This is a genomic window from Dinoroseobacter sp. S124A (genome assembly GCF_049801015.1).
Classification (GTDB): domain Bacteria; phylum Pseudomonadota; class Alphaproteobacteria; order Rhodobacterales; family Rhodobacteraceae; genus Dinoroseobacter.
On the sequence record NZ_JBNAGD010000003.1, the window covers coordinates 419918 to 444880 of the forward strand.

At 63.9% G+C, this 24963-nt stretch carries 29 protein-coding genes; 11 read left to right on the top strand and 18 right to left on the bottom strand.

Annotation, left to right across the window (positions count from 1 at the left end):
• The first annotated feature begins 2 nt into the window (after positions 1-2).
• From flhA to ACP15I_RS09840, 4 genes are read left to right on the top strand one after another with little or no spacing between them, the layout of a single operon-like run.
• Positions 3-2111 carry a flagellar biosynthesis protein FlhA gene (gene flhA, locus ACP15I_RS09825; protein ID WP_424974929.1) on the top strand — a complete coding sequence of 703 codons (2109 nt, stop codon included), beginning with the start codon at positions 3-5 and terminating at the stop codon, positions 2109-2111.
• Complete coding sequence (locus ACP15I_RS09830; protein WP_424966435.1) at positions 2108-2881, top strand: flagellar biosynthetic protein FliR; 774 nt, start codon at positions 2108-2110, stop codon at positions 2879-2881. The genes flhA and ACP15I_RS09830 overlap by 4 nt, the downstream gene beginning before the upstream one ends.
• Positions 2878-3963, top strand: coding sequence for a flagellar type III secretion system protein FlhB (gene flhB, locus ACP15I_RS09835; RefSeq protein ID WP_424966436.1), 1086 nt, complete (start codon positions 2878-2880; stop codon positions 3961-3963). Before ACP15I_RS09830 ends, flhB begins: the two co-directional genes overlap by 4 nt.
• Positions 3960-4355: a hypothetical protein gene (locus ACP15I_RS09840; protein WP_424974930.1), complete on the top strand. Its 396-nt coding sequence runs from the start codon at positions 3960-3962 to the stop codon at positions 4353-4355. Before flhB ends, ACP15I_RS09840 begins: the two co-directional genes overlap by 4 nt.
• Here the strand turns inward: ACP15I_RS09840 and ACP15I_RS09845 are convergent.
• From ACP15I_RS09845 to ACP15I_RS09885, 9 genes are read right to left on the bottom strand one after another with little or no spacing between them, the layout of a single operon-like run.
• Positions 4340-4834 (bottom strand): flagellar basal body-associated FliL family protein, encoded by a 495-nt coding sequence (locus tag ACP15I_RS09845; RefSeq protein ID WP_424966438.1) that lies wholly within the window; start codon positions 4832-4834, stop codon positions 4340-4342. The genes ACP15I_RS09840 and ACP15I_RS09845 overlap by 16 nt on opposite strands.
• A gap of 8 nt (positions 4835-4842) precedes the next feature.
• Positions 4843-5571: a flagellar basal body L-ring protein FlgH gene (gene flgH, locus ACP15I_RS09850; RefSeq protein WP_424974931.1), complete on the bottom strand. Its 729-nt coding sequence runs from the start codon at positions 5569-5571 to the stop codon at positions 4843-4845.
• A 16-nt stretch (positions 5572-5587) separates the two neighbouring features.
• A complete protein-coding gene (flgA, locus tag ACP15I_RS09855) occupies positions 5588-6013 on the bottom strand; it encodes a flagellar basal body P-ring formation chaperone FlgA (RefSeq protein WP_424966440.1) in 426 nt (141 codons plus the stop codon).
• A complete protein-coding gene (gene flgG / locus ACP15I_RS09860; protein ID WP_424966441.1) occupies positions 6010-6795 on the bottom strand; it encodes a flagellar basal-body rod protein FlgG in 786 nt (261 codons plus the stop codon). The genes flgA and flgG overlap by 4 nt, the downstream gene beginning before the upstream one ends.
• Before the next feature lie 21 nt (positions 6796-6816).
• Entirely contained in the window at positions 6817-7533 is a 717-nt protein-coding gene (locus tag ACP15I_RS09865) for a flagellar hook-basal body complex protein (RefSeq protein WP_424966442.1), read from the bottom strand.
• Between the two features lie 9 nt (positions 7534-7542).
• The gene (locus tag ACP15I_RS09870; protein ID WP_424966444.1) at positions 7543-7809 is read right to left on the bottom strand and encodes a flagellar biosynthetic protein FliQ; all 267 of its coding nucleotides are present in this window, start codon (positions 7807-7809) and stop codon (positions 7543-7545) included.
• A complete protein-coding gene (gene fliE / locus ACP15I_RS09875) occupies positions 7809-8087 on the bottom strand; it encodes a flagellar hook-basal body complex protein FliE (RefSeq protein WP_424966445.1) in 279 nt (92 codons plus the stop codon). Before fliE ends, ACP15I_RS09870 begins: the two co-directional genes overlap by 1 nt.
• 14 nt (positions 8088-8101) lie before the next feature.
• Positions 8102-8494, bottom strand: a complete 393-nt coding sequence (gene flgC / locus ACP15I_RS09880; RefSeq protein WP_424966446.1) for a flagellar basal body rod protein FlgC — start codon at positions 8492-8494, stop codon at positions 8102-8104.
• A 6-nt stretch (positions 8495-8500) separates the two neighbouring features.
• A complete protein-coding gene (locus tag ACP15I_RS09885) occupies positions 8501-8848 on the bottom strand; it encodes a FlgB family protein (RefSeq protein WP_424974932.1) in 348 nt (115 codons plus the stop codon).
• Positions 8849-8978: 130 nt separating this feature from the next.
• On the opposite strand from ACP15I_RS09885, the gene ACP15I_RS09890 reads away from it, so the two are divergent.
• Positions 8979-10316: a FliI/YscN family ATPase gene (locus ACP15I_RS09890; protein WP_424966448.1), complete on the top strand. Its 1338-nt coding sequence runs from the start codon at positions 8979-8981 to the stop codon at positions 10314-10316.
• Here the strand turns inward: ACP15I_RS09890 and ACP15I_RS09895 are convergent.
• The 4 genes from ACP15I_RS09895 to ACP15I_RS09910 form a co-directional block, all read right to left on the bottom strand.
• Positions 10313-11062 carry a peptidase gene (locus ACP15I_RS09895; RefSeq protein ID WP_424966449.1) on the bottom strand — a complete coding sequence of 250 codons (750 nt, stop codon included), beginning with the start codon at positions 11060-11062 and terminating at the stop codon, positions 10313-10315. The genes ACP15I_RS09890 and ACP15I_RS09895 overlap by 4 nt on opposite strands.
• Before the next feature lie 127 nt (positions 11063-11189).
• On the bottom strand, positions 11190-12038 hold the full coding sequence (locus ACP15I_RS09900; protein WP_424974933.1) for a transglutaminase family protein: 849 nt from the start codon (positions 12036-12038) through the stop codon (positions 11190-11192).
• A 4-nt stretch (positions 12039-12042) separates the two neighbouring features.
• Entirely contained in the window at positions 12043-12984 is a 942-nt protein-coding gene (locus tag ACP15I_RS09905; protein ID WP_424966451.1) for an alpha-E domain-containing protein, read from the bottom strand.
• 4 nt (positions 12985-12988) lie between these two features.
• Positions 12989-14416 (bottom strand): circularly permuted type 2 ATP-grasp protein, encoded by a 1428-nt coding sequence (locus tag ACP15I_RS09910; RefSeq protein ID WP_424966452.1) that lies wholly within the window; start codon positions 14414-14416, stop codon positions 12989-12991.
• Between the two features lie 166 nt (positions 14417-14582).
• On the opposite strand from ACP15I_RS09910, the gene ACP15I_RS09915 reads away from it, so the two are divergent.
• Both ACP15I_RS09915 and ACP15I_RS09920 read left to right on the top strand, forming a co-directional pair.
• A complete protein-coding gene (locus tag ACP15I_RS09915) occupies positions 14583-15632 on the top strand; it encodes a glycosyltransferase family 4 protein (RefSeq protein WP_424974934.1) in 1050 nt (349 codons plus the stop codon).
• A gap of 75 nt (positions 15633-15707) precedes the next feature.
• A complete protein-coding gene (locus ACP15I_RS09920) occupies positions 15708-16730 on the top strand; it encodes an aspartate-semialdehyde dehydrogenase (protein WP_424966454.1) in 1023 nt (340 codons plus the stop codon).
• A 91-nt stretch (positions 16731-16821) separates the two neighbouring features.
• Here ACP15I_RS09920 and ACP15I_RS09925 read toward each other — a convergent pair whose 3' ends face one another.
• From ACP15I_RS09925 to ACP15I_RS09935, 3 genes are all read right to left on the bottom strand, one after another.
• A complete protein-coding gene (locus ACP15I_RS09925) occupies positions 16822-17133 on the bottom strand; it encodes a P-II family nitrogen regulator (protein WP_424966455.1) in 312 nt (103 codons plus the stop codon).
• Positions 17134-17137: 4 nt separating this feature from the next.
• Positions 17138-18127 (bottom strand): sodium-dependent bicarbonate transport family permease, encoded by a 990-nt coding sequence (locus ACP15I_RS09930; protein WP_424974935.1) that lies wholly within the window; start codon positions 18125-18127, stop codon positions 17138-17140.
• A gap of 145 nt (positions 18128-18272) precedes the next feature.
• The gene (locus ACP15I_RS09935) at positions 18273-18923 is read right to left on the bottom strand and encodes a carbonic anhydrase (protein ID WP_424974936.1); all 651 of its coding nucleotides are present in this window, start codon (positions 18921-18923) and stop codon (positions 18273-18275) included.
• Between the two features lie 145 nt (positions 18924-19068).
• Here ACP15I_RS09935 and ACP15I_RS09940 point away from each other — a divergent pair, with 145 nt between their 5' ends.
• The 3 genes from ACP15I_RS09940 to ACP15I_RS09950 all read left to right on the top strand — a co-directional run bounded on the left by ACP15I_RS09940 (position 19069) and on the right by ACP15I_RS09950 (position 21920).
• Entirely contained in the window at positions 19069-19491 is a 423-nt protein-coding gene (locus ACP15I_RS09940; protein ID WP_424974937.1) for a hypothetical protein, read from the top strand.
• A 192-nt stretch (positions 19492-19683) separates the two neighbouring features.
• Entirely contained in the window at positions 19684-21075 is a 1392-nt protein-coding gene (locus tag ACP15I_RS09945; RefSeq protein WP_424974938.1) for a leucyl aminopeptidase family protein, read from the top strand.
• Positions 21072-21920 carry a C40 family peptidase gene (locus ACP15I_RS09950; RefSeq protein ID WP_424974939.1) on the top strand — a complete coding sequence of 283 codons (849 nt, stop codon included), beginning with the start codon at positions 21072-21074 and terminating at the stop codon, positions 21918-21920. Before ACP15I_RS09945 ends, ACP15I_RS09950 begins: the two co-directional genes overlap by 4 nt.
• Before the next feature lie 10 nt (positions 21921-21930).
• On the opposite strand, the gene ACP15I_RS09955 is transcribed toward ACP15I_RS09950, so the two are convergent.
• On the bottom strand, positions 21931-22278 hold the full coding sequence (locus ACP15I_RS09955; RefSeq protein ID WP_424974940.1) for a DUF2794 domain-containing protein: 348 nt from the start codon (positions 22276-22278) through the stop codon (positions 21931-21933).
• A 350-nt stretch (positions 22279-22628) separates the two neighbouring features.
• Here ACP15I_RS09955 and paaI point away from each other — a divergent pair, with 350 nt between their 5' ends.
• Complete coding sequence (gene paaI, locus ACP15I_RS09960; RefSeq protein ID WP_424974941.1) at positions 22629-23069, top strand: hydroxyphenylacetyl-CoA thioesterase PaaI; 441 nt, start codon at positions 22629-22631, stop codon at positions 23067-23069.
• Positions 23070-23183: 114 nt separating this feature from the next.
• Here paaI and ACP15I_RS09965 read toward each other — a convergent pair whose 3' ends face one another.
• Positions 23184-24848, bottom strand: a complete 1665-nt coding sequence (locus ACP15I_RS09965) for a Y-family DNA polymerase (protein ID WP_424974942.1) — start codon at positions 24846-24848, stop codon at positions 23184-23186.
• Positions 24849-24963: the final 115 nt, after the last annotated feature.

Consider the following 24963-nt stretch of genomic DNA (forward strand, 5'->3'; position numbering starts at 1 on the left):
CTGTGAGTGCAGAAAGCCTTGCAGCGCAAAAAGGAGAAGGACGAAAGATCGTACAACCGACGATCTTCTTTGTCGTTCTGCTGATGGGCATCATCATCATGATGATCCTCCCAATGCCATCTTTCGTCCTTGATGTCGGGCTGGCGCTCTCCTTCGCTCTCGCCATTCTGATCTTCACGGTGACGCTTTTTATCCAGAGACCTTTGGACTTCTCGGCGTTTCCCACCGTTTTGCTCGCATCGCTGATGCTGCGCCTTTCGCTGAACGTGTCCTCCACCAAGCTGATTATCGGTAACGGTCATGAAGGGACCGGTGCCGCAGGTGGCGTGATCGAAGGTTTCGCCAATTTCGTTATGGGCGGCAGTGTTTTCCTCGGCCTCGTCGTCTTCCTGGTCCTGCTGATCGTGAATTTCATCGTCATCACGAAGGGCGCGTCCCGGATGGCCGAAGTGGGTGCGCGATTTGCCTTGGACGGGATGCCCGGCAAACAACTTGCGATCGACGCGGATATGTCCGCCGGGGCGATCGATCATGCGGAGGCCAAGCAAAGGCGCGAAATCGAGCAGGCCGAAACGACGTTCTTCGGATCGCTGGACGGGGCGTCGAAGTTTGTAAAAGGGGACGCGATCGCGGGTCTTCTGATCACTGCTCTCAACCTTGTCATGGGCCTGATCATCGGGACGACCCTGCACGACATGCCCTTTGGTGAAGCGTTCCGGAGCTATTCGATCCTGACGGTCGGCGATGGCTTGGTGACGCAGATACCGGCTGTTATCATTTCTATCGCAGCCGCGCTCCTACTGGCGAAAGGGGGGTCATCGGAAAAGGCCGACATTGCGATCACGGCGCAGTTTGGCAAGCATCCCGCAGCCCTGGCAACTGTCGCCTTCATGATGTTTCTGTTTGCGCTTGTCCCTGGCCTGCCATTTGTGCCGTTCATGCTTGGGGCCGCTCTTCTGGGGGTGGCAGCGCTTCTGCTCTATCGCTCCGAGGACGCGGCAGAGCCCGAGAACGCCCTCGAAGCCCCGACCGAAGACTCGGTCAAGCCGGAGACCATGGGGGATGTGCTCGACGTGGATGATATCCATGTCACCTTCTCGACCGATCTCGTCTCGGCAATTCTGGATTCAGCCGGGGGACTGGACAGCCGTATTCAAAGCATGCGGAACCATATTGCGACCGAGTTTGGTGTCATTCTGCCGGAGATCCGGTTGACAGATGATCCGACGCTTCCGGCCTCTTCCTATGCGATCCACATGCATGGCGTAGAGGAGGCACAAGGCGTTCTGCACCCGGGACGCATTCTTCTGCTTCTCCCCGAGGAAGGGTTCGGCGAGCCAACCGAGATGGATGTCAAAGAGCCGGTCTACGGGGCGCCTGCCCGCTGGATCGACGAAAAAGACAGGGAGGAGATGTCGCTTCTCGGAATGACTACAGTGGCGGCGACCGAGGTTCTGGCAACCCACCTGCTCGAAGTGATGAAGGCGAACCTCGCACGATTGATGAGCCTGAAGGCGTTGCGCCGTTTGATCTCGGAATTGACCAATACCGCGGATCCGGCCCGGAACGAAGGCAATCGCATGCTCATCGAAGAGCTCATTCCGGAGCGGGTGACGAATGACACTCTGATCGCGATCCTGCGGCTCCTCTTGGAAGAGCGGGTGTCCATCCGCAACCTTCCGCTCATCCTCGAGGCCATTGCCGAAGCCAAGCAAATCAGCAGCTCAATCGACGGCATTCATGAGTATGTTCGCCAGCGTCTGGCCTTTCAGATCGTCGCGGGGATCAAGCGGCCGGATGGCTCTATTCCCCTGATCCAGCTGGCCCCGGACTGGGAACCGATATTCGCCGCGAACTCGGTGGGGCGTGAGGATGGAGCATCCGATGTCGCGCTTCCCCCTGATCTTTTCCAGACGCTTGTCCAGAACGCGACCGAGAAGGTTCTGAAAGCCAGCGAAACTGGCGTCAGCCCGGCCATCGTCACCTCGGTGCGCCGCAGGCGGTTCCTGTCCACCGTTCTTGCGAGCAAAAGTGTTCAGGTCCCGGTGCTGTCTTTCGAGGAACTTGGCAAAACCAGCCGCCCGGCGCTCGTGGGCGTGATTGGCGTATGACAGCCGCTCTGTTGGATCTGGTCGGAGAGGCCTTCCCGATCCTCGTCCTTGCCGTTCTGAGGATCGGGGCCGCGATGGCGTTCCTGCCGGCATTCGGAGAGCGCGCTGTACCGGTGCGCATCAAGCTGGTGCTGACATTGGCGTTAGTGACCCTTGTCTTCCCGGTCTTGCTGGCGACCCCGTTTGAGCCCATCTCGGGGCCAGGAGACTGGGTCACCCGCGGCAGCGCCGAAGTTCTGAGCGGGATTTTCCTCGGGTTCACGTTCCGGTTGATGGTCTTTGCTTTGCAGGTTGCTGGCTCCATTGCGGCCCAATCGACCTCCCTTGCGCAGGTATTCGGTGGGGGGGTCACACCGGATCCGCAGCCGGCCCTTGGCAATATCTTCCTTATGTCCGGCCTCGCTCTGGCGGCACTTTCGGGGTTCCACGTCCACCTCACCGAGGCGTTCTTGCTGTCATTCTCGCTTTTGCCTCTGGGGACCCTACCGAACCCGACGACCCTAAGCGCCTGGGCGATCTCCGATGTCAGTCGCATGTTCGTGATCGGATTCTCGCTCTCGGCGCCCTTCGTTGCCGCGGCAATGCTCTACAATCTCGCTCTGGGCGCCATCAATCGTGCCATGCCGCAACTCATGGTGGCATTCGTGGGCGCACCGGCACTTACGGCTGGGGGCCTCGCCCTCGCCGCCTTGAGCGTGCCATTCCTGTTGGCCCATTGGTGGGAGCTGTTTGAAGCATCGCTCTTTGCGCCCTTTGGACCGGTGAGATGAGCGAAGAGGATCCCGATGACAAGCCGTTCGAGGCCTCTGAGAAGAAGCTCCTCGATGCGCGCAAGAAAGGGGAGCTGGTCAAGTCCACCGACTTGATCGCAGCCGGAAGCTATGGCGGGCTGACCCTTGGGCTTCTGGCCATCGGCGCGGGGACATTGTCCCAGGCCGCAGGGACAATGCAGGCGCTTTTGCGCAACGCGGATACTCTGTCGACAGAGCTTTTCTCAGGAGGGGGCACGACCGTCTCGCTGTCGCTGATTATCGGCACGGTTGGTGCGCTCGGTCTGTGGTTTCTCATACCCATGGCGGGTGCGCTCATGAGCATATTGCTGCAGCGCGCGCTCGTTTTCGCCCCGACCAAGCTCGAGCCAAAGCTGAACCGGATCTCCATCCTGTCGAATGCCAAGAACAAGTTCGGGCGCGACGGTTTGTTCGAGTTCCTGAAAAGCGCGATAAAGCTGGTGATCTTCACCATCTTGCTCAGCCTTCTTCTCCTCTGGGAACTTGATGAGATCGTCGCGCTCGCTGCGCAACCCATCAGCGCGATCATCGTGTTCATTTTCTTTCTTTTGCTGGAGTTTCTCGCCCTCACTCTGGTCGTCACGGCGGTGATCGGGGCTGTCGATTACCTCTGGCAGCGCGCGTCGCATCTCAGAAAGAACCGCATGTCCCGGCAGGAGATGATGGACGAAGCGAAAGCGTCCGAGGGTGACCCCCAATCCAAGCAATACAGGCGACAGCGCGCGGTCGAGATCGCGACGCAGCAGATGTTGGCGGATGTGCCAGACTCTAGTGTCGTGGTCGTCAACCCGACCCATTATGCAGTGGCCCTGAAATGGGACCGGTTCTCTCCCCATGCCCCGATTGTCGTGGCCTCGGGGGTGGACCATGTCGCGGCCGCCATTCGTGAGCGTGCGCAGGAGGCGGGTGTCCCGATCCATCGCGATCCACCGACAGCGCGCGCGCTTCATGCAACCTGCAAGCTCGGCGACGAAATCCCGCGCGAGCAGTTCAAGGCCGTGGCGGCAGCCATCCGATTTGCCGAGGCCATGCGCAAGAAAGCCAAAGGACGACCCCAATGACCCCGGACGAGTTGCGTGATCTTGCAAAGCTTGCAGAGCTGAAAAAGCAGATAGAGCTTGGTCGGATGCAGCCGGAATTGAGCCTGCGTCAGGCCATCTCTCGCGATATCGCGAGCCTTCGGGAGCGGCTCTCTGCACCGCCCTCGGATCCTTCGGACCCTGTTCTCATGCTGCAGGATACGGCCCACAAAGACCTACTGGAGCAGAAGCTCAAGCAGCGCCTTGTGCATCTCAGCCAGGTGGAGGCCAGGATCGCGCAAATCTCACCGGCCTTGGCACAGGCGAGCGCCCGCAATGATGTCGCTGAAACGCTGCTGGATCGGGCCGAGAAGGATCAGCGCAAATCCCGGGAAGAGGCCCGGATTGCGCTGTCCAATCAGATGACGTCCTGACGCACGATGTCCATCACGAGGACATCCTTGATGTCTTCGCCGATCATTGACCGGGCCGCTTCGCGCAAGGCGACGCGCAGTGTCTTGAGTGTGAAGCTCTCGGTGAAAACACCGTCGAAGCCGCCGGAATTCGAATGGTCGAACAGAACCGCCAGCAGCGCGTCGCGGATCCGGGGCTCGCGTGCATAGATGTCCGCACGGACGCCATTTGTGACCTCCAGCGTGATCGACATCACGACCAGCGACGCCACTCGTCCATCCCGCACAACCGGTACGACGAACTGGTTGTTCAGCTTGACGTATTCGTAATTGGCGTTCTGGTCGTAGGTTTCCTCGGTCGTGAGCTTGGGCAGCTCTTCCTCGACCTCAGCCGTGTCCGGTTCTGGCGGAGGGGGCGGCGGCGGACGGAGGAAATAGCCAGCCGCACCCCCTCCAGCGAGGCCGATGATCAACAGGATAACTGGAAGAAGCTTCGCCATGGTCGACCTCAGAAGGGCAGGATGATGTCTGCGATCTGCTGGCCATAGCGTGGCTGCTGCACATCGGTGATCTGTCCACGACCGCCATAGGAGATCCGGGCGGAGGCAATCTTGTCATAGGTGATCTCGTTCTGACGCGAGATATCCTCAGGCCGTACAAACCCGGTGACGATGAGCTCTCGCAGCTCGAAATTCACGCGCACTTCCTGCGTGCCCTGGATCTGGAACACGCCGTTCGGCATGACACCGATCACGGTGGCCGCGACCCGCAGGGTCAGTTTCTCACGGCGCTTTACCGATCCGTCCCCTTCGGAACTGCTGCTTGAGTTCGTGCTGACGGCGGAGCCAAGGCTTGCGCCTTCGGGCAGGTCCTCGTTGATCCGTTCGGGCAGGCCGAAGAAGCTGTCGATGCCGAGGCTTTCGCTGCCGGCGCGCGAACGTTCGGTACTGTTCGAGATCTCGGCCCGCTCATCGATTTCGATGACAACCGTCAGGATATCGCCGTTCTGTCCGGCGCGGCGGTCTCCGAGCAGGGAATTGCGGGTCCCGCTCCAGAGAGAAGCAGAATCCGGTGCACGCAGCAAGACGCGGTCATTGGGCAGCGGTGCGGACACCATGGCCTGGTACTCGCTCCCGCCAGAGGACGAAGTGAAATCTGGCGCCTTGCCCACATCGCCAATCCGCGCACAAGCGGTCAGCATGGAGAGGCAGACGATCAGGCCTGTTGTGATCCGCATCGGAGATCCTTTCCGCTCAGGGCGCTTTGACGGTGGCTTCACCCGGGCCTGTGACGGTCGCGAAGACCGTGGTCCGGGAGGAAATGTTGAGCACGCGGATCGTCTCCCCGAGGCCTGCGCGCCCCAGGGCGCGACCTTCGGTGCTGATCCGCATGACGGGCGTGGCATAGACCAGCGACACCAGCGCATTGCGTTCCACCAGCGCGGGCAAGCCAATCTGATCCAACCGGATCGGGCGCCCTGCATAGAGAACCACACGCGTTTCCTTGCCGAGCGCCTCGGCCGCGGATGATACCGCGCCCGGCGTGGCACCCGGTACGATCTTGAAGTCGTCTGCGGTCAGCACGGCCTGCGCGCGAATGGTGCGCGCGGCGACCAGCGTGTCTGCCACAACAGGTGTCGAGGCGAGGGCGGCAAGAAGAGTGACGATCAACCGGGTCATCGGATCTGCGACGTTGCGCCCATCATCTGGTCGGCGGCACTCATCACCTTGGAGTTCAGCTCATACCCGCGTTGGGCTTCGATCAGTTCGGTCACCTCGCGGACAGCGTCCACGGAAGAGGCTTCGAGATAGCCTTGCCGGAACGTGCCAAGCCCGTCCTCACCCGGTGTCCCCACGAGGGGGGGGCCAGAGGCGTTGGATTCCATGAACAGGTTGCTGCCGATCGCCTCAAGACCCTTGGCATTGGTGAAACCGGCCAGCGAGAACTGCCCCAGCAATTCGGGCTCGACCGTGTCGCGGAAATAGGCGTAGACCTCGCCTTCGCCGTCCACGGAAATGCGGGTGGTGCCCTCGGGGATGACGATTTCGGGGACGACCGAATAGCCATCCGAGGTCACGATCAGGCCTTCGGCGGAGCGTTTCAGCGCCCCGTCCCGGGTGTAGGCCGAGGCACCGGAGGGCAATGTGACTTCAAGATAGCCCTTGCCTTCAATGGCGAGGTCCAGATCGCCGCCGGTCTGACTGAGCGTGCCCTGGGCCAGTTCGACGGTCACGGCTGCAGCCCGGACACCCAGGCCCAGTTGAACACCCGTCGGCAGGGCGGTCCCGTCCGAGGCGTTGATCGTTCCGGGTTGTTTGACCTGCTGATAGTGCAGATCCGCGAACTCAGCCCGACGGGCGTTGTACCCGGTCGTGTTCATGTTCGCGAGATTGTTCGAGATCACCTCGACCCGCATCTGCTGGGCGCTCATCCCGGTCGCTGCAATTTTCAGAGCACGCATTCTGCCTCTCTTTCCGGCCGCCTATCGGCCCAGGGTCTGGATCACTGTTTTCACCCGGTCGTCTTCCTTCTCGAGAAAGGACTTCGCGGATTCGTAGCGCCGCTGCACTTCGATCATGCGGGCGACCTCAACGATGGGGTTGACGTTGGAGCCTTCGACAAAGCCCTGATGCACCGTGGCGTTCTCGGCCGGGGCGACCTCGCCATTTGGAATAAAGGATACGCCCTTGGCCCGTTCCATCAACTCGGGCTCCACGGGCACGACCATTCCGATATTGGTCAGGGGGCGGCCGTCCGCGCTCAGCGTGCCGTCCGCCGCAAGCGCGATGGAGCGGGCATCGGGCGGGATGAAAACCGGGGCGCCGCCCGCATCCAGCAGTGCATAGCCATCCGGTGTCACCAGCTCGCCATTTGCATTCGGCTCGAACGCGCCTGCCCGCGTCAGGCGCACGCCTTCGGGGGCGGCGATCTGAAAGAAGCCTTCGCCTTCGATTGCCATGTCGAAGGTGCCACCGGTCTCGCGCAGCACCCCTTGGGAGAAATTCGTGTTCTTCGCGCCCGTATCGGTCATCGAGATCGACGGCTGTCCCAGACCGGTCGTCTGGACAAACTCGGAGAATACGAGGCCCTCGCCGCGATACCCGGTCGTAGAGATGTTCGCGATATTGTTCGCGATAATCGCCATTTCCCGTTTCAGGCCGCTCTGGCGCGCGAGGGTTGTATATTGCGTACTGTCCATGCGCGCCTCCTAGAACAACGCGATTGTCGGGATGATTTCCGCGTGGAAGAAATCGGTCAGGGTCTCGGTCATGAAGCTCATGCTGACCCAGAACACCGCCAGCATCAGGGCGGCCTTGGGCACGAATGTGAGGGTCATCTCCTGCACCGAGGTCAGCGCCTGAAACAGGCCCACAATCACACCTGTGACAAGGGCCACGGTGAGGATCGGCGCGGACATCAGGACCGAAATCCAGAGCCCTTGCCGCAAGGTGTCAAAGAAGATGATCTCGGTCATCAGACGGGCATCCGCAGAATTTCCTGATAGGCCTCGACGACCTTGTTCCGGACGGTCACGGCGGTCTCAACAGCCAGTTCGGTCTGGGCGAGGGCCTCAACCAGGGCGTGGGGGTCTGCACCGCCGGTCATGGCGGCCTGGGCTGCGGCCTCCCCCTCTTGGATGGTCTGGGCAAAGCTGCGTGCGGCACCGAGAAAATCGGGTCCGGAGCCTTGCGGTGCCATGGCATCCTTGGAGCGGGTGTATAACTGGGCAGCGGTGCTGGAGGTGATGTCCATTCTGTCCTCGGGGCTTAGCGTTTCAGGAGTTCAAGCAGGGAGCGCGACATCTGCCGTGCGTTGTCAAAGCTGCGAAGATTGGCCTCGTAGCTGCGTTGCGCCTCGCGCGCGTCGGCCACCTCGACCATAACGTCGACATTCGAGCCGTTGTAATGGCCCGTCTCATCCGCGAGCGGGTGGGCGGGGTCATAGATCTTGCGCAGCGCGCTATCGTCGAGCGAGATGCGCGCCATTTTCACGCCATCGCTGCCATCGAACCCGTTGAGCATCTGAACGAATTCGGACTGCTTGCGCTGATATCCGGGCGTGTCGGCATTCGCGATGTTCTGGGACACCACGTTCAGGCGATGGGCCTGCGCAATCAGGCCCGTGGCGGAAACGGAGAGGGATTTCAGAAGGTCACTCATGATCGATCACCCCCGACCCAGACTGGTGCGCAGGATATTCATCGAGCTGCGATAGACCGAAAGCGCCAGTTCGTGCTGATGCCGGTTCTCGGCCATGCGTACCATCTCATGCTCAAGCGACACGGAGTTTCCATTGGGGGCAATGGGTGTGTCGGTGATGTCATACAGGGTAAGATCGAGATCGCGGTGGACGCCAAAGGCATGGCCGTCTCGCGTGGTGCGCAATCCCGAGGACGAGATCTCGCGAAAGCTCTCGGCAAAGCTGCGCAGGTCCTGCGCGCGGTAGCCCGGCGTGTCCGCGTGGGCAATGTTTCGAGCGATGGCACCGTGGCGCTCGGTGGCGTGGGCCGCCATTGCGCTCGCAGTGTTAAGGATCGTCAAATTTTTCATATCGGGGCTTCTCCCTCGATGGCTTCAACCAACGCTTAACCCCGATTCCTTTAGAAACAGTAAGTGAACATTCCCCGGCACAGAAAGGCCGCCCATGCAGACCGACTTCTCCAGCCTCGCCGCGACGATCGACGGTCACAGCTTCCATCGGATCTCTGGACATGTCTCCGCATTGCGCGAGGCGGTGGTCGAGGTGACGGGCCTGAACCGCCACGCCTGCCTCGGGGATCGTGTGCTGCTCACCGGGGCCGACGGCTCGCAGGTCGGGGGCGAGGTGGTGACGCTCTCGAGCTCTCATATCGAGGTCTTGCCCGAGGCGCGGATGCAGGGGTTTGCCCTGCATGATCGCGCCTATTTCCAGGGGCGCAGCGAGGTGCGTCCCTCCGAGGACTGGATTGGCAAGGTGATCGATCCGTTCGGGCGCTGTTATGATGGCAGCACGCCCGCGCCGGGGCCCAAGCCCTATCCCCTGCGGGGGGTGCCGCCCTCGGCCATCACGCGCAAGGCGCTTGGGGCGCGGCTTGAGACCGGAACGGCCGTCTTCAACACCTTTCTGCCGATCGTGCGAGGGCAACGTCTGGGCCTCTTTGCCGGGTCGGGGGTCGGAAAATCCACGCTATTGGGGAAACTTACGCGAAGTGTCTCTGCGGATATCGCTGTCGTGGCCCTGATCGGCGAGCGGGGGCGCGAGGTTCGCGAGTTCGTGGACAAAACCCTTGGGGAGGCCGGGATGAAGCGCGCGATCGTGGTCGCCGCAACCTCCGATCAGGCCCCGTTGCTCAAGCGTCGTGCGGCCTGGCTCGCCATGTCCATCGCGGAATATTTCCGCGATCTGGGCGGGCATGTTCTGTTCCTCACGGACTCGGTGACGCGGTTTGCCGAGGCCCATCGCGAGGTGGCCCTGACCGCGGGCGAGGCACCGAGCATGCGGGGTTTTCCGCCGTCCACCGGACAGATGATCATGGACCTTGCAGAGCGGGCCGGGCCCGGTCCCGAGGGGGTCGGGGACATCACCGGGATCTTCAGTGTTCTGGTTGCGGGGTCGGATATGGATGAGCCTGTCGCGGATATCCTGCGCGGTGTGCTCGACGGGCATGTGGTGCTGTCCCGCGAGATTGCCGAGCGTGGACGATTCCCCGCGGTCGATGTCCTGCAATCGGTCTCGCGGAGCCTGCCGGAGGCCGCGACCAACGAGGAAAATGGGCTGCTTTTGCAGGCCCGCCGGACCATGGGCGTTTACCAAAGATCGAAGCTGATGATCCAGTCCGGGCTCTACAGCCAGGGCAGCGATCCGGAAATCGACGCGGCGATCATCGCCCATGCGGAGCTGGAACGCTTTCTTGCCCGGGTCGAAACCGGATCCATTGCCGATAGCTATGACATCCTGCGCCGCCTCTTCCCGCCGCAGCCGGGGGGCGCAGGGCTCGTCTAGGTCTCGCGGCTGTCATCCATGCGGTAATTGGGCAGGCTGTCGAAGGCCATTTTCAGGGCTTCGCCCCATCCGCTGGAGATCGTCTGGAAATAGCTGTCCTCGCGGGTGATCCGCGCGGCATAGCCCAGTTTCAGCGCGTCCGTCTCGATCACCTGCACATCGAGCGGCAGATCCACGGACAGGTTCGCCTTGATGGTCGAATCGAAACTCACCAGCAGAAGCTTGATCGCGTCCTCGAAGCTCATCTCGGGATCAAAGGCGCGCACCAGGATCGGGCGGCCATATTTTGTCTCGCCGATCTGAAAGAACGGGGTGTCCTCGCTGGCCTCGATGAAGTTCCCCTCCGGGTAGATCATAAAGAGCCGGGGCGGGCTGCCCTTGATCTGACCGCCTACAAGAATCGTCGCGTTGAACGTGCTGTCCGCCCGCGCGCCCGTATCGGCGTTGGACTGGATCACCTCGCGCAGGGTCGCGCCGACCATGCGGGCCACCTGGAACATCGATGGGGCCTCGAACACGGATGGCGTCCGCTCACCGGGGGCCTTCATTCGCTCATCGAGCAGGCTGATCACGGCCTGGGTCGTCGCGAGATTTCCCGCCGTCATCAGGGTGATCACGCGCTCTCCGGGTTGTTCCCAGCTGACCATCTTGCGGAAGGTGGAGATATTGTCCACGCCCGCATTGGTGCGCGTGTCCGACATGAACACCATGCCCTGGGCCATCCGGAGCCCCACACAATACGTCATCTTCTCTTCCCACCTACGCGCGCCCCGGACCCGTCCTTTGGCCCGAGGATGTGCAAACGCCGTCTCGCATACTGGCCTTTGGCGGGCCTGTCACCCGCAATGAGGTCGCAAGGCCCCGCCGCCTGACCTATTGCGCCTGGTTCTGGGCCTGGCTCTGGCTCTGCGCCTGCCCGGTGCGCTGGGCCTGGACCTGCAGCGCGACGGACAGCTTTTCAGTCCCGTCACCGAACCGCATGCCCGAAACGGGCGCCGCATCGGCATAATCGAGACCCGTCGCCACCCGGACATAGCGCGCATCGGGGCAGATCTCGTTGGACACATCGAAGCCGATCCAGCCGATCCCGTCCACATGGACCTCGGCCCAGGCATGAGTGGCGTCCTGCTCAACCCGGTCTTCCATCATCAGATAGCCCGAGACATAGCGCGCGGGCATCCCCAGGGCGCGGGCCGCGGTGACGAAGACATGGGCATGGTCCTGACAGACCCCCTTGCCGGCCGCGATCACCTCTTCGACCGTGCTGCCGGCATGGGTCTCGCCGGGCTGATACGTGACCGCCTGCCCGATATGGGCCGAGAGCGCGTGCATCTGGTCCAAGGGCGTGCCCTCGCCCTCGAACTCCCGCAGCAGCTTGCGCAGGCCGGGCCCCTCCTTGGTGAGGGGGGTGGGGCGCTGGAACATCCAGAGCGGCATGTAGCCCGAATGCCTGCCGGTCACCCCGTTGGTATCGGTCACATCCACCTCGCCCTCGCAATGGATCGTGACCTGCGTGACGTCCTGATCAAAGCTGATCAGATGGGTTTCGTTCATATGCGCGTCTTCATAGACAACCTGGGACTGGGCGCCCTCCAGCGACATGGTCCAGCTCAGCACCTTCTGCGTGTCGCGGGATTTCGGCGTCAGGCGCACCTGCTGCAGGCCATAGGCCACCGGCGTGTCATAGGTATAGGTCGTCCGGTGGGTGATCTTCAAAAGCATGAGTTTATCCGTAAAAGCGGTAGTCCTGCTCGATCTGTTGACCGAGCATCGCATTGAAGCGCAGGAAGTCCTGGAGGAATTCGTGCAGCCCTCCCTCGAAGATGATGTCGACCGTGCTCGCCTTGATCCGCGCACAGACCGCGTCGGCGGTGTCGTGACAGGCATGGCGGTCGCCGTAATCGGTCTCGAGATAGCCGAGATTGTCCCGCAGCTTGCTATAGCAGAAGGCCAGTGACCGCGGCATCCGCTTGTCGAGCATGAGGAACTCGGCGATGTCCACGGGGCTGCCATCGGGGCCGTATTCATGGCGGAAGGCACCCTCGCCCGATACCGAGCGCAGGATCGTCTCCCATTGAACATTGTCGAGCGAGCTGCCCACGAAATTCGCCGAGGGCAGCAGGACATAGTATTTCACATCGAGGATCCGCGCGGTGTTGTCCGCCCGTTCCAGAAAGGTGCCGATTCGCGCGAAGTCATAGATGTCATTGCGCATCATCGTGCCGTGCAGCGCGCCGCGCACGAAGGCGCTGCGCTGGCGGATCGTGCCGAGCACATCGGGCAGATCGCGGGCCGGGACCTTGCGCGCGAGCAGTTTCTTGAGCGTCAGGTAACACTCGTTGACCGCCTCCCAGACCTCGCGCGTGAGCGCGGTGCGCACCATGCGGGCATTGTCCCGCGCGGCCGAGATCACCGACAGCACGCTCGACGGGTTGTCCTTGTCGCGCAGCAGAAAATCGATGGCATTCGAGCCCTCGAACTCCTCGTATTTCTCAAGATAGGCGTCCCGCGCCCCTGCCGTGGCGAGGATCGAGGCCCATTCGTTTTCCGCCGCACCCGAGCGCGTCAGGGCGATCCGGTGCCCGGCATCCACCAGCCGCGCAATGTTTTCCGAGCGTTCGAGATAGCGAAACATCCAGAACAGCCCGCCTGCCGTTTTTCCCAGCATGGCCTTACTCCTCCAGCACCCAGGTGTCCTTGGTGCCGCCTCCCTGACTGGAATTGACGACCAGCGACCCTTTCTGCAGGGCCACGCGGGTCAGCCCGCCCGGCGTGATATGCACCTTCTTGGGCGAAACGAGCACGAAGGGCCGCAGATCCACATGGCGTGGCGCGAGCCCGGACTTGGCAAAGATGGGCACCGTGGACAGGCTCAGCGTGGGTTGCGCGATGTAGTTGTCTGGGCGCGCCTTGAGCTTGTCGCGGAAGGCGGCGATCTCTTTCTTGCTGGCCGCGGGACCCACGAGCATGCCGTAGCCGCCCGACCCGTGGACTTCCTTGACCACCAGATCCGCGAGATTGTCGAGCACATAGGACAGCGCCTCGGGCTCGTTGCAGCGATGGGTGGGCACGTTTTTCAGGATGGCCTTCTCGCCGGTATAGAACTCGACGATTTCGGGCATGTAGGAATAGATCGCCTTGTCGTCGGCAATCCCGGTGCCCGGGGCATTTGCAATGGTGATGCCGCCCGCCCGGTAGACATCCATGATCCCCGGCACGCCCAGCAGGCTGTCGGGGTTGAAATTCAGCGGGTCGAGGAAATCGTCATCGACCCGGCGGTAGAGCACATCGATCGGCGTATAGCCCTGCGTGGTCCGCATGGCCACGCGCCCATCCACCACCTTGAGGTCATGGCCCTCCACCAGCTCCGCGCCCATCTTGTCGGCGAGAAACGCGTGTTCGTAATAGGCCGAGTTGTGGATCCCCGGGGTCAGCACGCCCACCACCGGACGTCCCGTGCAGGCCGGGGGCATGCAATCGCTCAGCGAACGGCGCAGGTTCTGGGGGTATTCCGAGACCGAGCGGACGGAGTTCCGGGCGAAAAGCTCCGGGAACATCTGCAGCATCGTCTCGCGGTTTTCGAGCATGTAGGAGACGCCCGAGGGCGTGCGGGCATTGTCTTCGAGGACGTAGAACTCATCCTCGCCTGTCCGAACGAGGTCGATGCCGACGATATGGGTGTAGACGTTGCCCGGTGGGGTCATGCCAATCATTTGCGGCAGGAAGGCCTCGTTCCGGGCGATCATCTCGGCGGGGACGCGGCCTGCGCGAATGATCTCCTGCCGGTGATAGATGTCATAGAGAAAGGCGTTGATCGCCCGCACCCGCTGTTCGATGCCCTTGGCCAGCCGGGACCATTCGCGGGCCGAAATGATGCGCGGCACAATGTCGAAGGGGATGAGCCGTTCGGCAGCCTCTTCGCGCCCATAGACGTTGAAGGTGATGCCCGTCAGGCGAAAAACGTCCTCGGCTTCGCGGGCCTTCTTGCGTAATCGCGCCGGGTCTTCGCTCCCGAACCAGCTGTCAAAATCTGAGTAGGGCGCGCGCACATGGCCGTCGCCCAGACCGGTCATTTCGTCAAAGGGCTTTGTAACTGTCATAAAAGTGAGGCTAACCTATTCCGTATAACCTGCAATAGCCCTGTTAACGGGTGTTAACTGCCGGGAGGTTCCACTCGCGGCGGTGCCCGGAAAGCGGGCAGTTCATGTCTGGCCCCCGCAGGCTCCGGCGGTTTGCAATGGCGGTGCCGGTGACCTAGGAGGGAGTATGTCCAGCACGCCCCGCCTTGCCGATCTTGATGTCATCGCGCCGAACCTCAAACGGCGGCTGTCGGGGGTCACCTCGACGATCATCCGACTGGTGCCCTTGCAGGCGCGCGAGATCGGGATCGCGGCCACGGGGCCGGGCCTGCCGGAGCATGTGCCCCATGTGCCGCTGACAGCGCTCTTTGCCCTGCCGCGGGATCGCTGGCGGGTCTGGCATGCCCGACGCAATACCGAGATGCTGCTGGGTCTCGTGCTGCGCCATGTGTTTCGACGCAAGCTGCGACTGCTCTTCACGACCGCCTCCCAGCGCGCCCATTCCGGCTACACCAAATGGCTGATCCGGCAGATGGAACATGTGGTGGCCGTGTCGCAAAAATCCGCGGCCTATCTGGAACGTGAGGCGACGGTCATCCTGCATGGCATCAACCTGCAGGAGTTCACGCCGCCCGAGGACAAGGCTGCCCTGCGTCGCGCGCTCGGGATGGATCCCGACGCGGTTCTGATCGGCTGTATCGGGCGGATCCGCGCGCAGAAGGGCACGGATGTCTTCGTGGACGCTATGCTGGCGCTTCTGCCGGATCGGCCCGAGGCACAAGCCATCGTTCTGGGGCGGGCCACCGAGAAACACGTCTCTTTCCTCGCCGATCTGAAGGCGCGGATCGCGGCGGCGGGCCTGTCAGATCGCATTCATTTCCCCGACGAGGTGCCTCCAGATCAGGTCGCCAGGTGGTATCAGGCGCTCGACCTCTTCGTGGCACCCCAACGGTGGGAGGGGTTCGGCCTCACCCCGATCGAGGCCATGGCCTGCGCCGTGCCCGTGGTGGCCACGGATGTGGGGGCGTTCTCCGAACTGCTCGATCCGCCGGATGTGGGGCTTCTGGTGCCGCGAGATGATCTCGCGGCCCTCACAGCGGCCACGGCAGAGATGCTGTCCCGGGATCTCGCAGCCGAAGGAGCCGCTGGCCGCGCCCGGGTCGAAGCGGCCTTCAGTATCGAACGCGAGGCCAAGGCCCTGATCGCGGTCTACCGGGATTTGCTCGCCCGCGCGTGAGCTGCGACTTTGCCCCCCTTTCCCATCGCGTTCCCTTGGGATAGAGAGCGCGCTGACACCCAAAGGAGACCCAAAATGGGCTATAAAGTCGTCGTCGTTGGGGCCACGGGCAATGTGGGCCGCGAAATGCTGAACATCCTGGCCGAGCGCCAGTTCCCGGTGGACGAGATTGCCGTTCTGGCATCCCGCCGTTCCCTGGGGACGGAGGTGAGCTTTGGCGACACAACTTTGAAGACCCAGGATCTCGCCACGTTCGATTTCACCGGCTGGGACATGGCGCTCTTTGCCGTGGGGTCGGCGGCGACCAAGGACTATGCGCCCAAGGCCGCGGCGGTGGGCTGTGTCGTGATCGATAACAGCTCGCTCTATCGCTATGACCCGCAGATCCCGCTGGTCGTGCCGGAGGTGAACCCCGAGGCCGTGGAGCAATACGCCAACAAGAACATCATCGCGAACCCGAACTGTTCGACCGCGCAGATGGTGGTGGCGCTCAAGCCGCTCCATGACCGCGCGAAGATCAAGCGGGTGGTCGTGTCGACCTATCAATCCGTGTCCGGCGCGGGCAAGGAGGGGATGGACGAGCTCTGGGATCAGACCAAGGCCGTCTACAACCCGACCGATGATGTGAAGGTCAACAAGTTCCAGAAGCAGATCGCCTTCAACGTGATCCCGCATATCGACGTGTTCCTCGATGACGGCTCCACCAAGGAAGAGTGGAAGATGGTCGCCGAGACCAAGAAGATCGTCGATCCCAAGATCAAGGTGACCGCGACCTGCGTGCGCGTGCCGGTCTTCGTCGGGCATTCCGAATCGATCAATATCGAGTTCGAGGAGTTCATCGACGAGGACGAGGTCCGCGATATCCTGCGCGAGGCCCCGGGCATCATGGTGGTCGATAAGCGTGAGGATGGCGGCTACACCACGCCCATCGAATGCGTGGGCGATTTCGCGACCTTCATCAGCCGGATCCGTCAGGACAGCACGATCGACAACGGCATCAACCTGTGGTGCGTGTCGGACAACCTGCGCAAAGGGGCGGCCCTGAACGCGGTCCAGATCGCCGAAACGTTGGGCAAGCGGGTCCTCAAGAAGGGCTAGGTTCGGCAGACCCAACCGGTGAACACGAAAAAGGCGCGGGCATCCTTGGATGCCTGCGCCTTTGCTGTGTTCGGGGTCGCCGTAGGGCGGGTCAGAACCGCTCCGCCCGCAGGACCTCGCAATCGCTGACCGTGACCACGCCGATATGGCGGTCCACGACCTTGAAAGCAGCGTCGAGCAGCGCGTCCAGCCGGTCCGGCCGAATGATGCAGACCACCTGGATCATGCCCCCCGCCCGGCTCACCTGACCTTCGCGGCTCCAGAGGCCCGAGCGCCCGGATCCGCCAAGCACCGGCAGGATCGAGAACCCGGTCACGCCCGCACCGGTCAGCGCGTCTGTCAAACGCCGCTCCATCGGGGCCTCGATGATGATCGCGACCCGCTTGGCCTTGTGTGTTTCCATGTGATTACCCCCCAGAAAGCGCCGAGGCGACGGCGACGTAGATCGGGATACCAAGTGTCAGGTTGAACGGAAAGGTCACCCCGAGCGACAGGGTCAGATAGATCGACGGGTTCGCCTCGGGCAGGGCGACCCGCATGGCTGCCGGCACCGCGATATAGGAGGCCGAGGCCGCCAGCGTCGTGAAGAGCACAACGCCCCCGGTCGACAGGCCCAGCAGCAACCCGGTGCACAGGCCCAGCGTCGCCCCCACCAGCGGCATGATCACACCGAAGGCAAAGACCGGGGCGGTCATCACACCGCGCGCCTGTCGCAGGCCCCGTCCGGCCACCAGCCCCATATCCAAGAGGAACAGGCACAGCACCCCCTGGAAGGGCGAGATGATGAAGCTCGAGATCTGGGTCAGCCCGTCTTCCCCGGTGATCCAGCCGATCAGGAAGGACCCGACCAGCAGCACGATGGAGCCGTTGAGCAGGATCTCGCGCCAGAGCTCCGCATCCATCCGGTCGTCCTCCCCGCTCCCGGCGGTGGCGCGGCTCACGAGCCAGAGCGCGGCGAGGATGGCTGGTGCCTCCATCACGGCGGCCACGGCAACCATGTAGCCTTCGGACGCGATCCCCTGACTGTTCAGGACCGAGGTCGCGGCGACAAAGGTCACAATCGAGATCGAACCGTAATGGGCGGCCACCGCTGCGGCGTCGAGAATGCTGAGCTTTGTCATGAAGCGCAGCAGGGCGAAGGCGATAAAGGGAATCGCGAAGGACAAAATGCCGCCCGCGATCAGGGCGAGAATCAGGGTCGTATCGAGCCCGTGGGCCGCCACGGCCGCGCCGCCCTTGAAGCCGATCGCAAAGAGCAGGTAGATAGACATCCCCTTGGCCACCGCCTCGGGAATGGTCAGATCCGAGCGGGCGAAGGCCGCCGCGAGACCCAAGGCAAAGCACAGGATGATCGGCGAGCCCAGATTGTTGATCGCCAATGCAAAGATATTGTCCATGGGCACCCCGTTTCACTCGCCGCCTCGCTGCGCCGCAGCAGAATATCCGCGATGAGGAAAAGAGACCAGCGCAAACGGTGTGCGCCCGTCCCGCGGGGGTATGGCGCGGCCCCCCGTCAGGCTGGGGCACCGCATATCTCTTGGGTCAGACGGCTTTGAAGACGCCCGGTTCGCCGTGATAGGCGTAGAGCGTGCCCTCGCCGATATCGTTCCAGAGCCCGTGCAGGGTCAGCTCCTCGCGCTCCACCGATTCGCGGATATAGGGGAAGCTCATGAGGTTCTCGAGCGAGATCACAACACCTTCTTTTTCAAGGCTTTCTGCCTGTGCGTTGTTCTCGGGGCTGGTGTTGATGCGGTCATAGCCGGGGCGCAGAATGTCGAGCCAGCGTCCGATGAAGCTGTCGCCTTCATCCATCTCGGGCGCGTGGCCGCTGCACATGTCGATGCAGCCCCGCACGCCTCCGCAATCGGAATGGCCCATGACGATGACATGGGCGACCTTCAGATGCTTGACCGCGTATTCGATGGCCGCCGAGGTGCCGTGGTGATCGCCCGAAGGTTGATAGGGCGGGACAAGATTTGCGATGTTGCGGTGGATGAAAATCTCGCCGCTATCGGCGCCGAAGATGTTCGTCACATGCACGCGGCTGTCGCAACACGCCACCAGCATGGCGCGCGGGCGCTGGCCTTCTTCGGCCAGGCGTCGGTACCAGTATTTGTTCTCGTCATAGGTCGTTGCACGCCAGCCGTGATAGCGCTGGGCGAGATATGAGGGCAGGGGTTTTGCTGCAATCATGGGGGGCCTCCGGGGATCGTCTGACCTCCCGCATAGCGCGAGTTTCACTAAAAAACGATGGAGTAAATTGGCGCGGGGCAACGGAGTGTTCACTTTGGCCCGGCAGTCTCTTGCCCGTGGTGGACGACGAAAGAACGAGGGTAAGATGCAACAGTCAAGCGCATCGACGCAGCATGAATTGAGCGGGGAACCGAATGTGGTTGTCCTCGCCCCGCAGGAACCTGTGGTCCTGGATCAGGACCGTGTGGTGGAACTTTTCGTGGATCTGGGCGAGATCGGTGCGCAGAGCACGGTCTCTTCGACGCTCAGCGATATCCGCGACCGGGTCGGCCTGTTGCCGATCGAATACGCGCGGGGGACCTGGGAAGGGCTCGAGGGGTTGGCGCAGGAAGTGGCCGCGCTTGCCGCCTCCATCGGCTTTATCTCCTGTGAGACAGCGGCCCAGCACGTGGCGGTCTGTGCCCAGGCCCATAGTGCCAATGACATCCCGCCCGTGATTGCGCGGCTCGACCGGGTCTGCGCCATGCCGCGCCCCACGGCCTGGGGCTCGCAGGGGATTTCCGGCTAGGGCCTGTCCGTCCCGGGCCAAGGGCGCGGGCGGGCCGAAGTCCCGTGCGCGGCAATTGAATTCACATCTTTCATGGCTGCCGCAGGCTTATGCCCGCCGCGGCCCGGTATTTTGCGCTCTGATCTTGCAGCTGGGCGCGGACCCTCTAGGCTTGCCCCTATTGGCCCGTCCCCGGACCCCAGAGAGGTGCCCATGTCCGCGTTCACTTGCGAATTCGCACCGGAAGGTGCGCCCACCCGGCCGATCCATGTGATCGAGGCTGCTGATCTCGACACGTGGAGCGCTGGCCGCCCGGAGCCCGAGCGTGCCTGGATCACCGCGCAGGGATTCAAGGCCACGTTGGGCACGCATCTGGTGCTGCCCAATCCGGATGGCACCGCCGGTGATGTGGTCGCAGGCTATGGCAGCGCGTCGGACCGGGCGCGCATGCGCTTTGCCCTCGGCCCGCTGGCCCTGTCCCTGCCTGCGGGTGACTACCATTTCGAAGGGCTGACCGACCCGCAGGCGCTGGCCGAAGAGACCCTGGGCTGGCTTCTGTCGGGCTACAGGTTCACGCGCTATGCCGGAAAGGCACCGACCCCGTCCCGCCTGCGCCCGTCCCCCGAGCTGGATGCTGCGCGGGTTCTGGCCATGGCCGAGGGCGAGGGGCTGACCCGCGACCTGATCAACACGCCGTCCAACGATATGGGGCCCGATGAGCTCGAAGCGGCGGCGCGCAGGCTCGCCGACACCCATGGGGCCTCCTGCGAGGTGACGCTGGACGAGGATCTGCTCGGCGCCAATTTCCCCATGATCCACGCGGTGGGCCGCGCCTCGGCGCGTCGTCCCCGGCTCATCGATTTGCGATGGGGCAGCGAGGGGCCGGCGCTGACGCTTGTGGGCAAGGGGGTCTGCTTTGATACCGGCGGGCTGAACCTCAAGCCCGGCGGATCCATGGCCCTGATGAAGAAAGATATGGGGGGCTCTGCCACGGTGCTGGGGCTCGCGCATATGATCATGGCGCTGGGTCTGCCCCTGCGGCTGCGGGTCCTGATCCCGGCGGTGGAGAACGCGGTGTCCGGCACTGCCTTTCGGCCCGGCGATGTCCTGACCTCGCGCAAGGGACTGTCGGTGGAGATCAACAACACGGATGCCGAGGGGCGTCTCGTGCTGGCCGATGCCCTCGCGCTCGCGGATGAGGAGGCTCCGGACCTGATCCTGTCCATGGCGACACTGACCGGCGCTGCCCGGGTGGCGGTGGGCCCTGATCTGGCGCCGTTCTATGCGACGGCCCCGGAACAGGCGACAGCGCTGCAGGCCGCTGCGGGGCGTGTGGCCGATCCGGTCTGGCAACTGCCTTTCCATGCGCCCTATGAGAAGATGATCGAGCCGGGCATCGCCGATCTCGACAACGCGCCCGCCGGGGGTTTTGCGGGGTCGATCACCGCCGCCCTTTTCCTGCGCCGCTTCGTGGAGGCGACGCCCTATATCCATTTCGACATCTATGGCTGGCAGCCCAGTGCCGCACCGGCCCGCCCCAAGGGCGGTGTGGGACAGGGCGCGCGCGCCGTGCTCGAGGCCCTGCCGGAGCTTCTGGGCCTATGAGCGTGGCAGAGGCACCCGACACCCTGGACCGTCGCCGCACCGGGTTTGACGGCGAGACCGCGCTGGAGGCCCTGCGCGGTCAGGTCGACGCCACCCGCTTTGTGCCCGGGCGGGCCGCCCGTGTGACCGTGCCCGAGACCCCGCTGACCCGCAGGACGACCGGGGGCGCGGACAAGGCGCTGCTCTTTGGTGAGCCGGTGACCGTGATCTCCGAGAGCGCTGGGCATGCCTTCGTGCAATCCGGTTGGGATGGCTATGTGGGCTATGTGACGTCCGACGCGCTTGGGGGCGCGGCCGAGACCACGCACCATCTGGTGGCGCGCGCCAGCCATCTCTATTCCGAGCCTCATTTCAAATCCCGGCCGTTGCAGACCCTGTCCCTGGGCAGTGCCCTGGCCGGGGCCCGCATCCGCGACGGGTTTCTCGAAACCCCTGACGGGTTCGTCCCGATGCAGCATGTTGCCGAGCGCGATGTACCCAAACCAATCCTCGAAACCGCGCTGAGCCTTGTGGACACGCCCTATCTCTGGGCCGGGAACAGTGCGGCGGGGACCGATTGCTCGGGCCTTGTGCAGCTGGCCTTCCGTCTGGCGGGACATGCCTGCCCCCGCGACAGTGACCAGCAGGCTGCCGAGATCGGGGTCGGTCTGCCGGAGGGGGCGGCCCTGCAGGCCGAAGACGTGATCTGCTGGCACGGCCATGTGGGTCTGATGCTCGATGCGGATCGGCTGCTCCATGCCAATATCCACCATATGGCCGTCGCGATCGAACCTCTGGAGGCCGCCCTCAAGCGCATCAGTGCCTATGAATACGGGGAGGTGACGACCATCCGCCGCCTCGCGTGATGCGGCGCGCCTAGTCGACGGCCCGGATCAGCTTCTTTTCCAGAACGCGGAGCACGGTTTTCAAGTCGTGCCCCCGTTTCAGGATCTGCCCATCCATGCCGATCACCGCATACGATCCCTGCTTCTGTGCCAGTTTCGGGCGCTTCTCGATCCGGTAGAGCGGATGTTCCGCAGTGCGCCGGAACACCGAGAAGACGGCGACATGGCGTTGGCAGGAGATCCCGTAATCCCGCCATTCTCCCGCCACCACCATGCGGCCATAGAGCGACAGGATCACCCCAAGCTCGCGCCGGTCGAATGCGACCTGCTCCGGGATGGGGTCGGGTTTGCGGAACGGGATCGGGGTTTGAATGACCATGTCCCGGATGGTGAGCCGGAACGCACCGCAAATCAAGGGCGGTTGCACGGGGCTTGGCCTCATTCTCGCCGCGAAATCACCTCAGTGCTTCCTCACACCGCCCGCACCCGCGCCATCTGCACCGGCGATAGTCAATGCATCGAGAGTGGTGACGCTCTTGTCCCTCGGAGTAGGCGATCGTCATTGCCCCCACCCAGATTACCACTCCGGGGGGACTGAATACTCCAGACGCCCCGTCCTCACAGGCGGGGCGTTTTCCCGTGCGGAGGGGCGGTGCGGCCGCGCGGGGTTGCGCGGCATGGATGGGTCGGATCACATGGTCGGGTCGAGACGCGATCTGGAGGGCCGAGATGGATCCGCAAACCCTTGCCGAGGCGAGCGCCGCCGCAATGTTGGACGAGGATGCCGCGAGCCGGGGCATGGGCATCGCGCTGGTGCAGGTGCGTCCGGGGGCGGCGCGCTGCCGCCTCATGGTGCGGGCTGACCACCTGAACGGGCACGGGATCTGCCACGGAGGCGTGATTTTCACCCTGGCGGATACGGCCTTCGCGGTGGCTTGTAACAGCTACAATCAACGGGTGGTGGCGCAGCATAACAGCATTTCCTACCTCGCGCCGGCGCGGTCGGGGGAGGAGCTGATCGCCGAAGCGGTCGAGGTATCGCGCAGCGGGCGCTCGGGGATCTATGACGTGACGGTGACCCAGGGGGAGACTGTGGTCGCGGTCTTTCGCGGTGCGTCGCGACAGGTGCAGGGCCAGCATGTGCCCGCGGAAGCAGAGCAGAGCCGATAGCGGCTCTGAGCTTGGGTCTTCCGCGCGGATCTCACCATCCCGCCGGTCGGCCATCCCCGCGGGGCAGGGGCAGGCTGTCTTGCTTTCTCTCAGGGTCTCCCCGCACCCTCTCTTTCACGCGAAGCGCCCCTGACAGAACCAGCCCGAAGACAGTCCAGCCCCATGGGCATAATACAGCCACAGCCGCTGGCCCACTGATGTCTCCACCCGCCAGTAATCCCGCACGCCGCTGCGCCAATTGGGATCATCCAGCCACCATTCCGGCGCCAACCGCTCTGGCCCGCAGGCATTGTCCAGCTTGAAATCCTGCCCGCGCCAGCGAAACCGCGTGGGCGGTATCGCCTGATCCGGGGCCTGTACCGGTTCGGGCCGGAACAGGGTCAAGGGCCGAGGCGCATGCATCTGCGGCCAGTCCCCCGCATGGGGCGCACTCCAGGCGGCGGCCTGAATGCTGGCGGTCTTTTCCGGAATATGGCTGTCCGCCGGATGCCAGCGGGTGATCGCCTCCAGCCCGATCCGCGCCCCCAGCGTGCCGATCAGATCATCCAGAGCGGTGCTGTCCTGCGCGCTCTGTGCGCCGCGCGCGGCCTCCACATGCCCGCTATGCTGTACCGCATGCACAGGCTCGGTCTGAACCGCCTCCAGGCGGATCACATCGATGCCGAACCCCGCATCGGCCTCATCCAGCTTGCGAAACAACAGGGGCCGCAACCGCGCCGGATCCGCCGAGGGCCGCGCCAGCCCCAGATCGAAGCTCTGGCGCGTGTGATCGCAGCGCAGCAACTCCAGACGGATCCGCCGCGCCCCGCGCCCGGCCTTGGCCAGGCGCGCGCCCAGCGGCGGCAGCAAGCGGTCGATCCCGGCCTCCAGATCCTCGCGCAACCCGATAGGCTCCGGCAGGGTCAGCCGCACGGCACAGACCAGATCCGGCGCTACGGGCGAAACCGGCTCCGGCTCCCGCCCCAGAGCCTGATCGAGCCGCCGACCGACCTCCAGCCCAAAGCGTCGGGCCAGGGCAGCCCGTGGCAACCCGGCCAGATCGTCGATCCGGCGCAACCCGACCCGGGACAACCCGTCCAGAGTATCGGCGGGCAGGCGCAGGGCGGCCACGGGCAGGGGCGCCAGAGCCTGCCGGGTCTGGCCCGGCGGGGCAATGCGCTCCACCGGGATGGTGGAGAGGGCTCGCCCCGCCGGCGGGGCATCCCCGCCCCGCGTCCAATGGCGCCGCTTGCGCGCGCGCGACCGCGTGGCCCGCGCCTCCTGATCGATGGCATCGCCGCTGCGCGTGGATCCGGCCCGCGCCCCGGCGTAATGGGCCAGCGCCCAGGCCGCGCCCACCGTATCTGCCAGCCCGATCCGCAGACTCAGCCCCATATCGGCGCAATCCTGATCCAGCAGGGCGACCACCCCGGCCTCTCCCCCGAACAGATGGGCACAGCCCGACAGGTCGATCACCAGCGTGTCGTCCTCCTGGGCCGCGACCCAGGGCGATACCTTGCCCGCCCAGCGGCGCAGGGCATCGAGAAATCCGGCCTCGCCCACCGGATCGGCCGCCCGGGTCACCAGCCCGGGACAGATCGCCTGAGCATCCCGCAGGGCCTGCCCGACCTGCAGCCCTTCCCCGCTTGCCCCCGCAGAGAGGGAGGCCAGCACCTGCGCCGCCCCATGGGTCGCGACGGTCGCAAAGGGCCCGGGCTCCGCCAGACGGAGATGGCGGAGGGCGCGTTCGGCCCCCAGACGGGGAAACCACAGGGCAAGAATACGGCGTGGGGACGGCATGGGCAGCTCATATCGTTCTCACTTTGTTCTCATCTTAGGGTGAGTCGCGGCCAGAGTCGATCCACCCGCGCGCCCAAAGGCTCGCTGCGCCACGCCCCAACTTAAGTCCGAAAAT

Coding starts and splice junctions, on each gene's coding strand:
- ACP15I_RS09830 (WP_424966435.1), top strand. CDS start 2,108: ATGACAGCCGCTCTGTTGGATCTGGTCGGAGAGGCCTTCCCGATCCTC.
- flhB (WP_424966436.1), top strand. CDS start 2,878: ATGAGCGAAGAGGATCCCGATGACAAGCCGTTCGAGGCCTCTGAGAAG.
- ACP15I_RS09840 (WP_424974930.1), top strand. CDS start 3,960: ATGACCCCGGACGAGTTGCGTGATCTTGCAAAGCTTGCAGAGCTGAAA.
- ACP15I_RS09845 (WP_424966438.1), bottom strand. CDS start 4,834: ATGGCGAAGCTTCTTCCAGTTATCCTGTTGATCATCGGCCTCGCTGGA.
- flgH (WP_424974931.1), bottom strand. CDS start 5,571: ATGCGGATCACAACAGGCCTGATCGTCTGCCTCTCCATGCTGACCGCT.
- flgA (WP_424966440.1), bottom strand. CDS start 6,013: ATGACCCGGTTGATCGTCACTCTTCTTGCCGCCCTCGCCTCGACACCT.
- flgG (WP_424966441.1), bottom strand. CDS start 6,795: ATGCGTGCTCTGAAAATTGCAGCGACCGGGATGAGCGCCCAGCAGATG.
- ACP15I_RS09865 (WP_424966442.1), bottom strand. CDS start 7,533: ATGGACAGTACGCAATATACAACCCTCGCGCGCCAGAGCGGCCTGAAA.
- ACP15I_RS09870 (WP_424966444.1), bottom strand. CDS start 7,809: ATGACCGAGATCATCTTCTTTGACACCTTGCGGCAAGGGCTCTGGATT.
- fliE (WP_424966445.1), bottom strand. CDS start 8,087: ATGGACATCACCTCCAGCACCGCTGCCCAGTTATACACCCGCTCCAAG.
- flgC (WP_424966446.1), bottom strand. CDS start 8,494: ATGAGTGACCTTCTGAAATCCCTCTCCGTTTCCGCCACGGGCCTGATT.
- ACP15I_RS09885 (WP_424974932.1), bottom strand. CDS start 8,848: ATGGCGGCCCACGCCACCGAGCGCCACGGTGCCATCGCTCGAAACATT.
- ACP15I_RS09890 (WP_424966448.1), top strand. CDS start 8,979: ATGCAGACCGACTTCTCCAGCCTCGCCGCGACGATCGACGGTCACAGC.
- ACP15I_RS09895 (WP_424966449.1), bottom strand. CDS start 11,062: ATGACGTATTGTGTGGGGCTCCGGATGGCCCAGGGCATGGTGTTCATG.
- ACP15I_RS09900 (WP_424974933.1), bottom strand. CDS start 12,038: ATGCTTTTGAAGATCACCCACCGGACGACCTATACCTATGACACGCCG.
- ACP15I_RS09905 (WP_424966451.1), bottom strand. CDS start 12,984: ATGCTGGGAAAAACGGCAGGCGGGCTGTTCTGGATGTTTCGCTATCTC.
- ACP15I_RS09910 (WP_424966452.1), bottom strand. CDS start 14,416: ATGACAGTTACAAAGCCCTTTGACGAAATGACCGGTCTGGGCGACGGC.
- ACP15I_RS09915 (WP_424974934.1), top strand. CDS start 14,583: ATGTCCAGCACGCCCCGCCTTGCCGATCTTGATGTCATCGCGCCGAAC.
- ACP15I_RS09920 (WP_424966454.1), top strand. CDS start 15,708: ATGGGCTATAAAGTCGTCGTCGTTGGGGCCACGGGCAATGTGGGCCGC.
- ACP15I_RS09925 (WP_424966455.1), bottom strand. CDS start 17,133: ATGGAAACACACAAGGCCAAGCGGGTCGCGATCATCATCGAGGCCCCG.
- ACP15I_RS09930 (WP_424974935.1), bottom strand. CDS start 18,127: ATGGACAATATCTTTGCATTGGCGATCAACAATCTGGGCTCGCCGATC.
- ACP15I_RS09935 (WP_424974936.1), bottom strand. CDS start 18,923: ATGATTGCAGCAAAACCCCTGCCCTCATATCTCGCCCAGCGCTATCAC.
- ACP15I_RS09940 (WP_424974937.1), top strand. CDS start 19,069: ATGCAACAGTCAAGCGCATCGACGCAGCATGAATTGAGCGGGGAACCG.
- ACP15I_RS09945 (WP_424974938.1), top strand. CDS start 19,684: ATGTCCGCGTTCACTTGCGAATTCGCACCGGAAGGTGCGCCCACCCGG.
- ACP15I_RS09950 (WP_424974939.1), top strand. CDS start 21,072: ATGAGCGTGGCAGAGGCACCCGACACCCTGGACCGTCGCCGCACCGGG.
- ACP15I_RS09955 (WP_424974940.1), bottom strand. CDS start 22,278: ATGGTCATTCAAACCCCGATCCCGTTCCGCAAACCCGACCCCATCCCG.
- paaI (WP_424974941.1), top strand. CDS start 22,629: ATGGATCCGCAAACCCTTGCCGAGGCGAGCGCCGCCGCAATGTTGGAC.
- ACP15I_RS09965 (WP_424974942.1), bottom strand. CDS start 24,848: ATGCCGTCCCCACGCCGTATTCTTGCCCTGTGGTTTCCCCGTCTGGGG.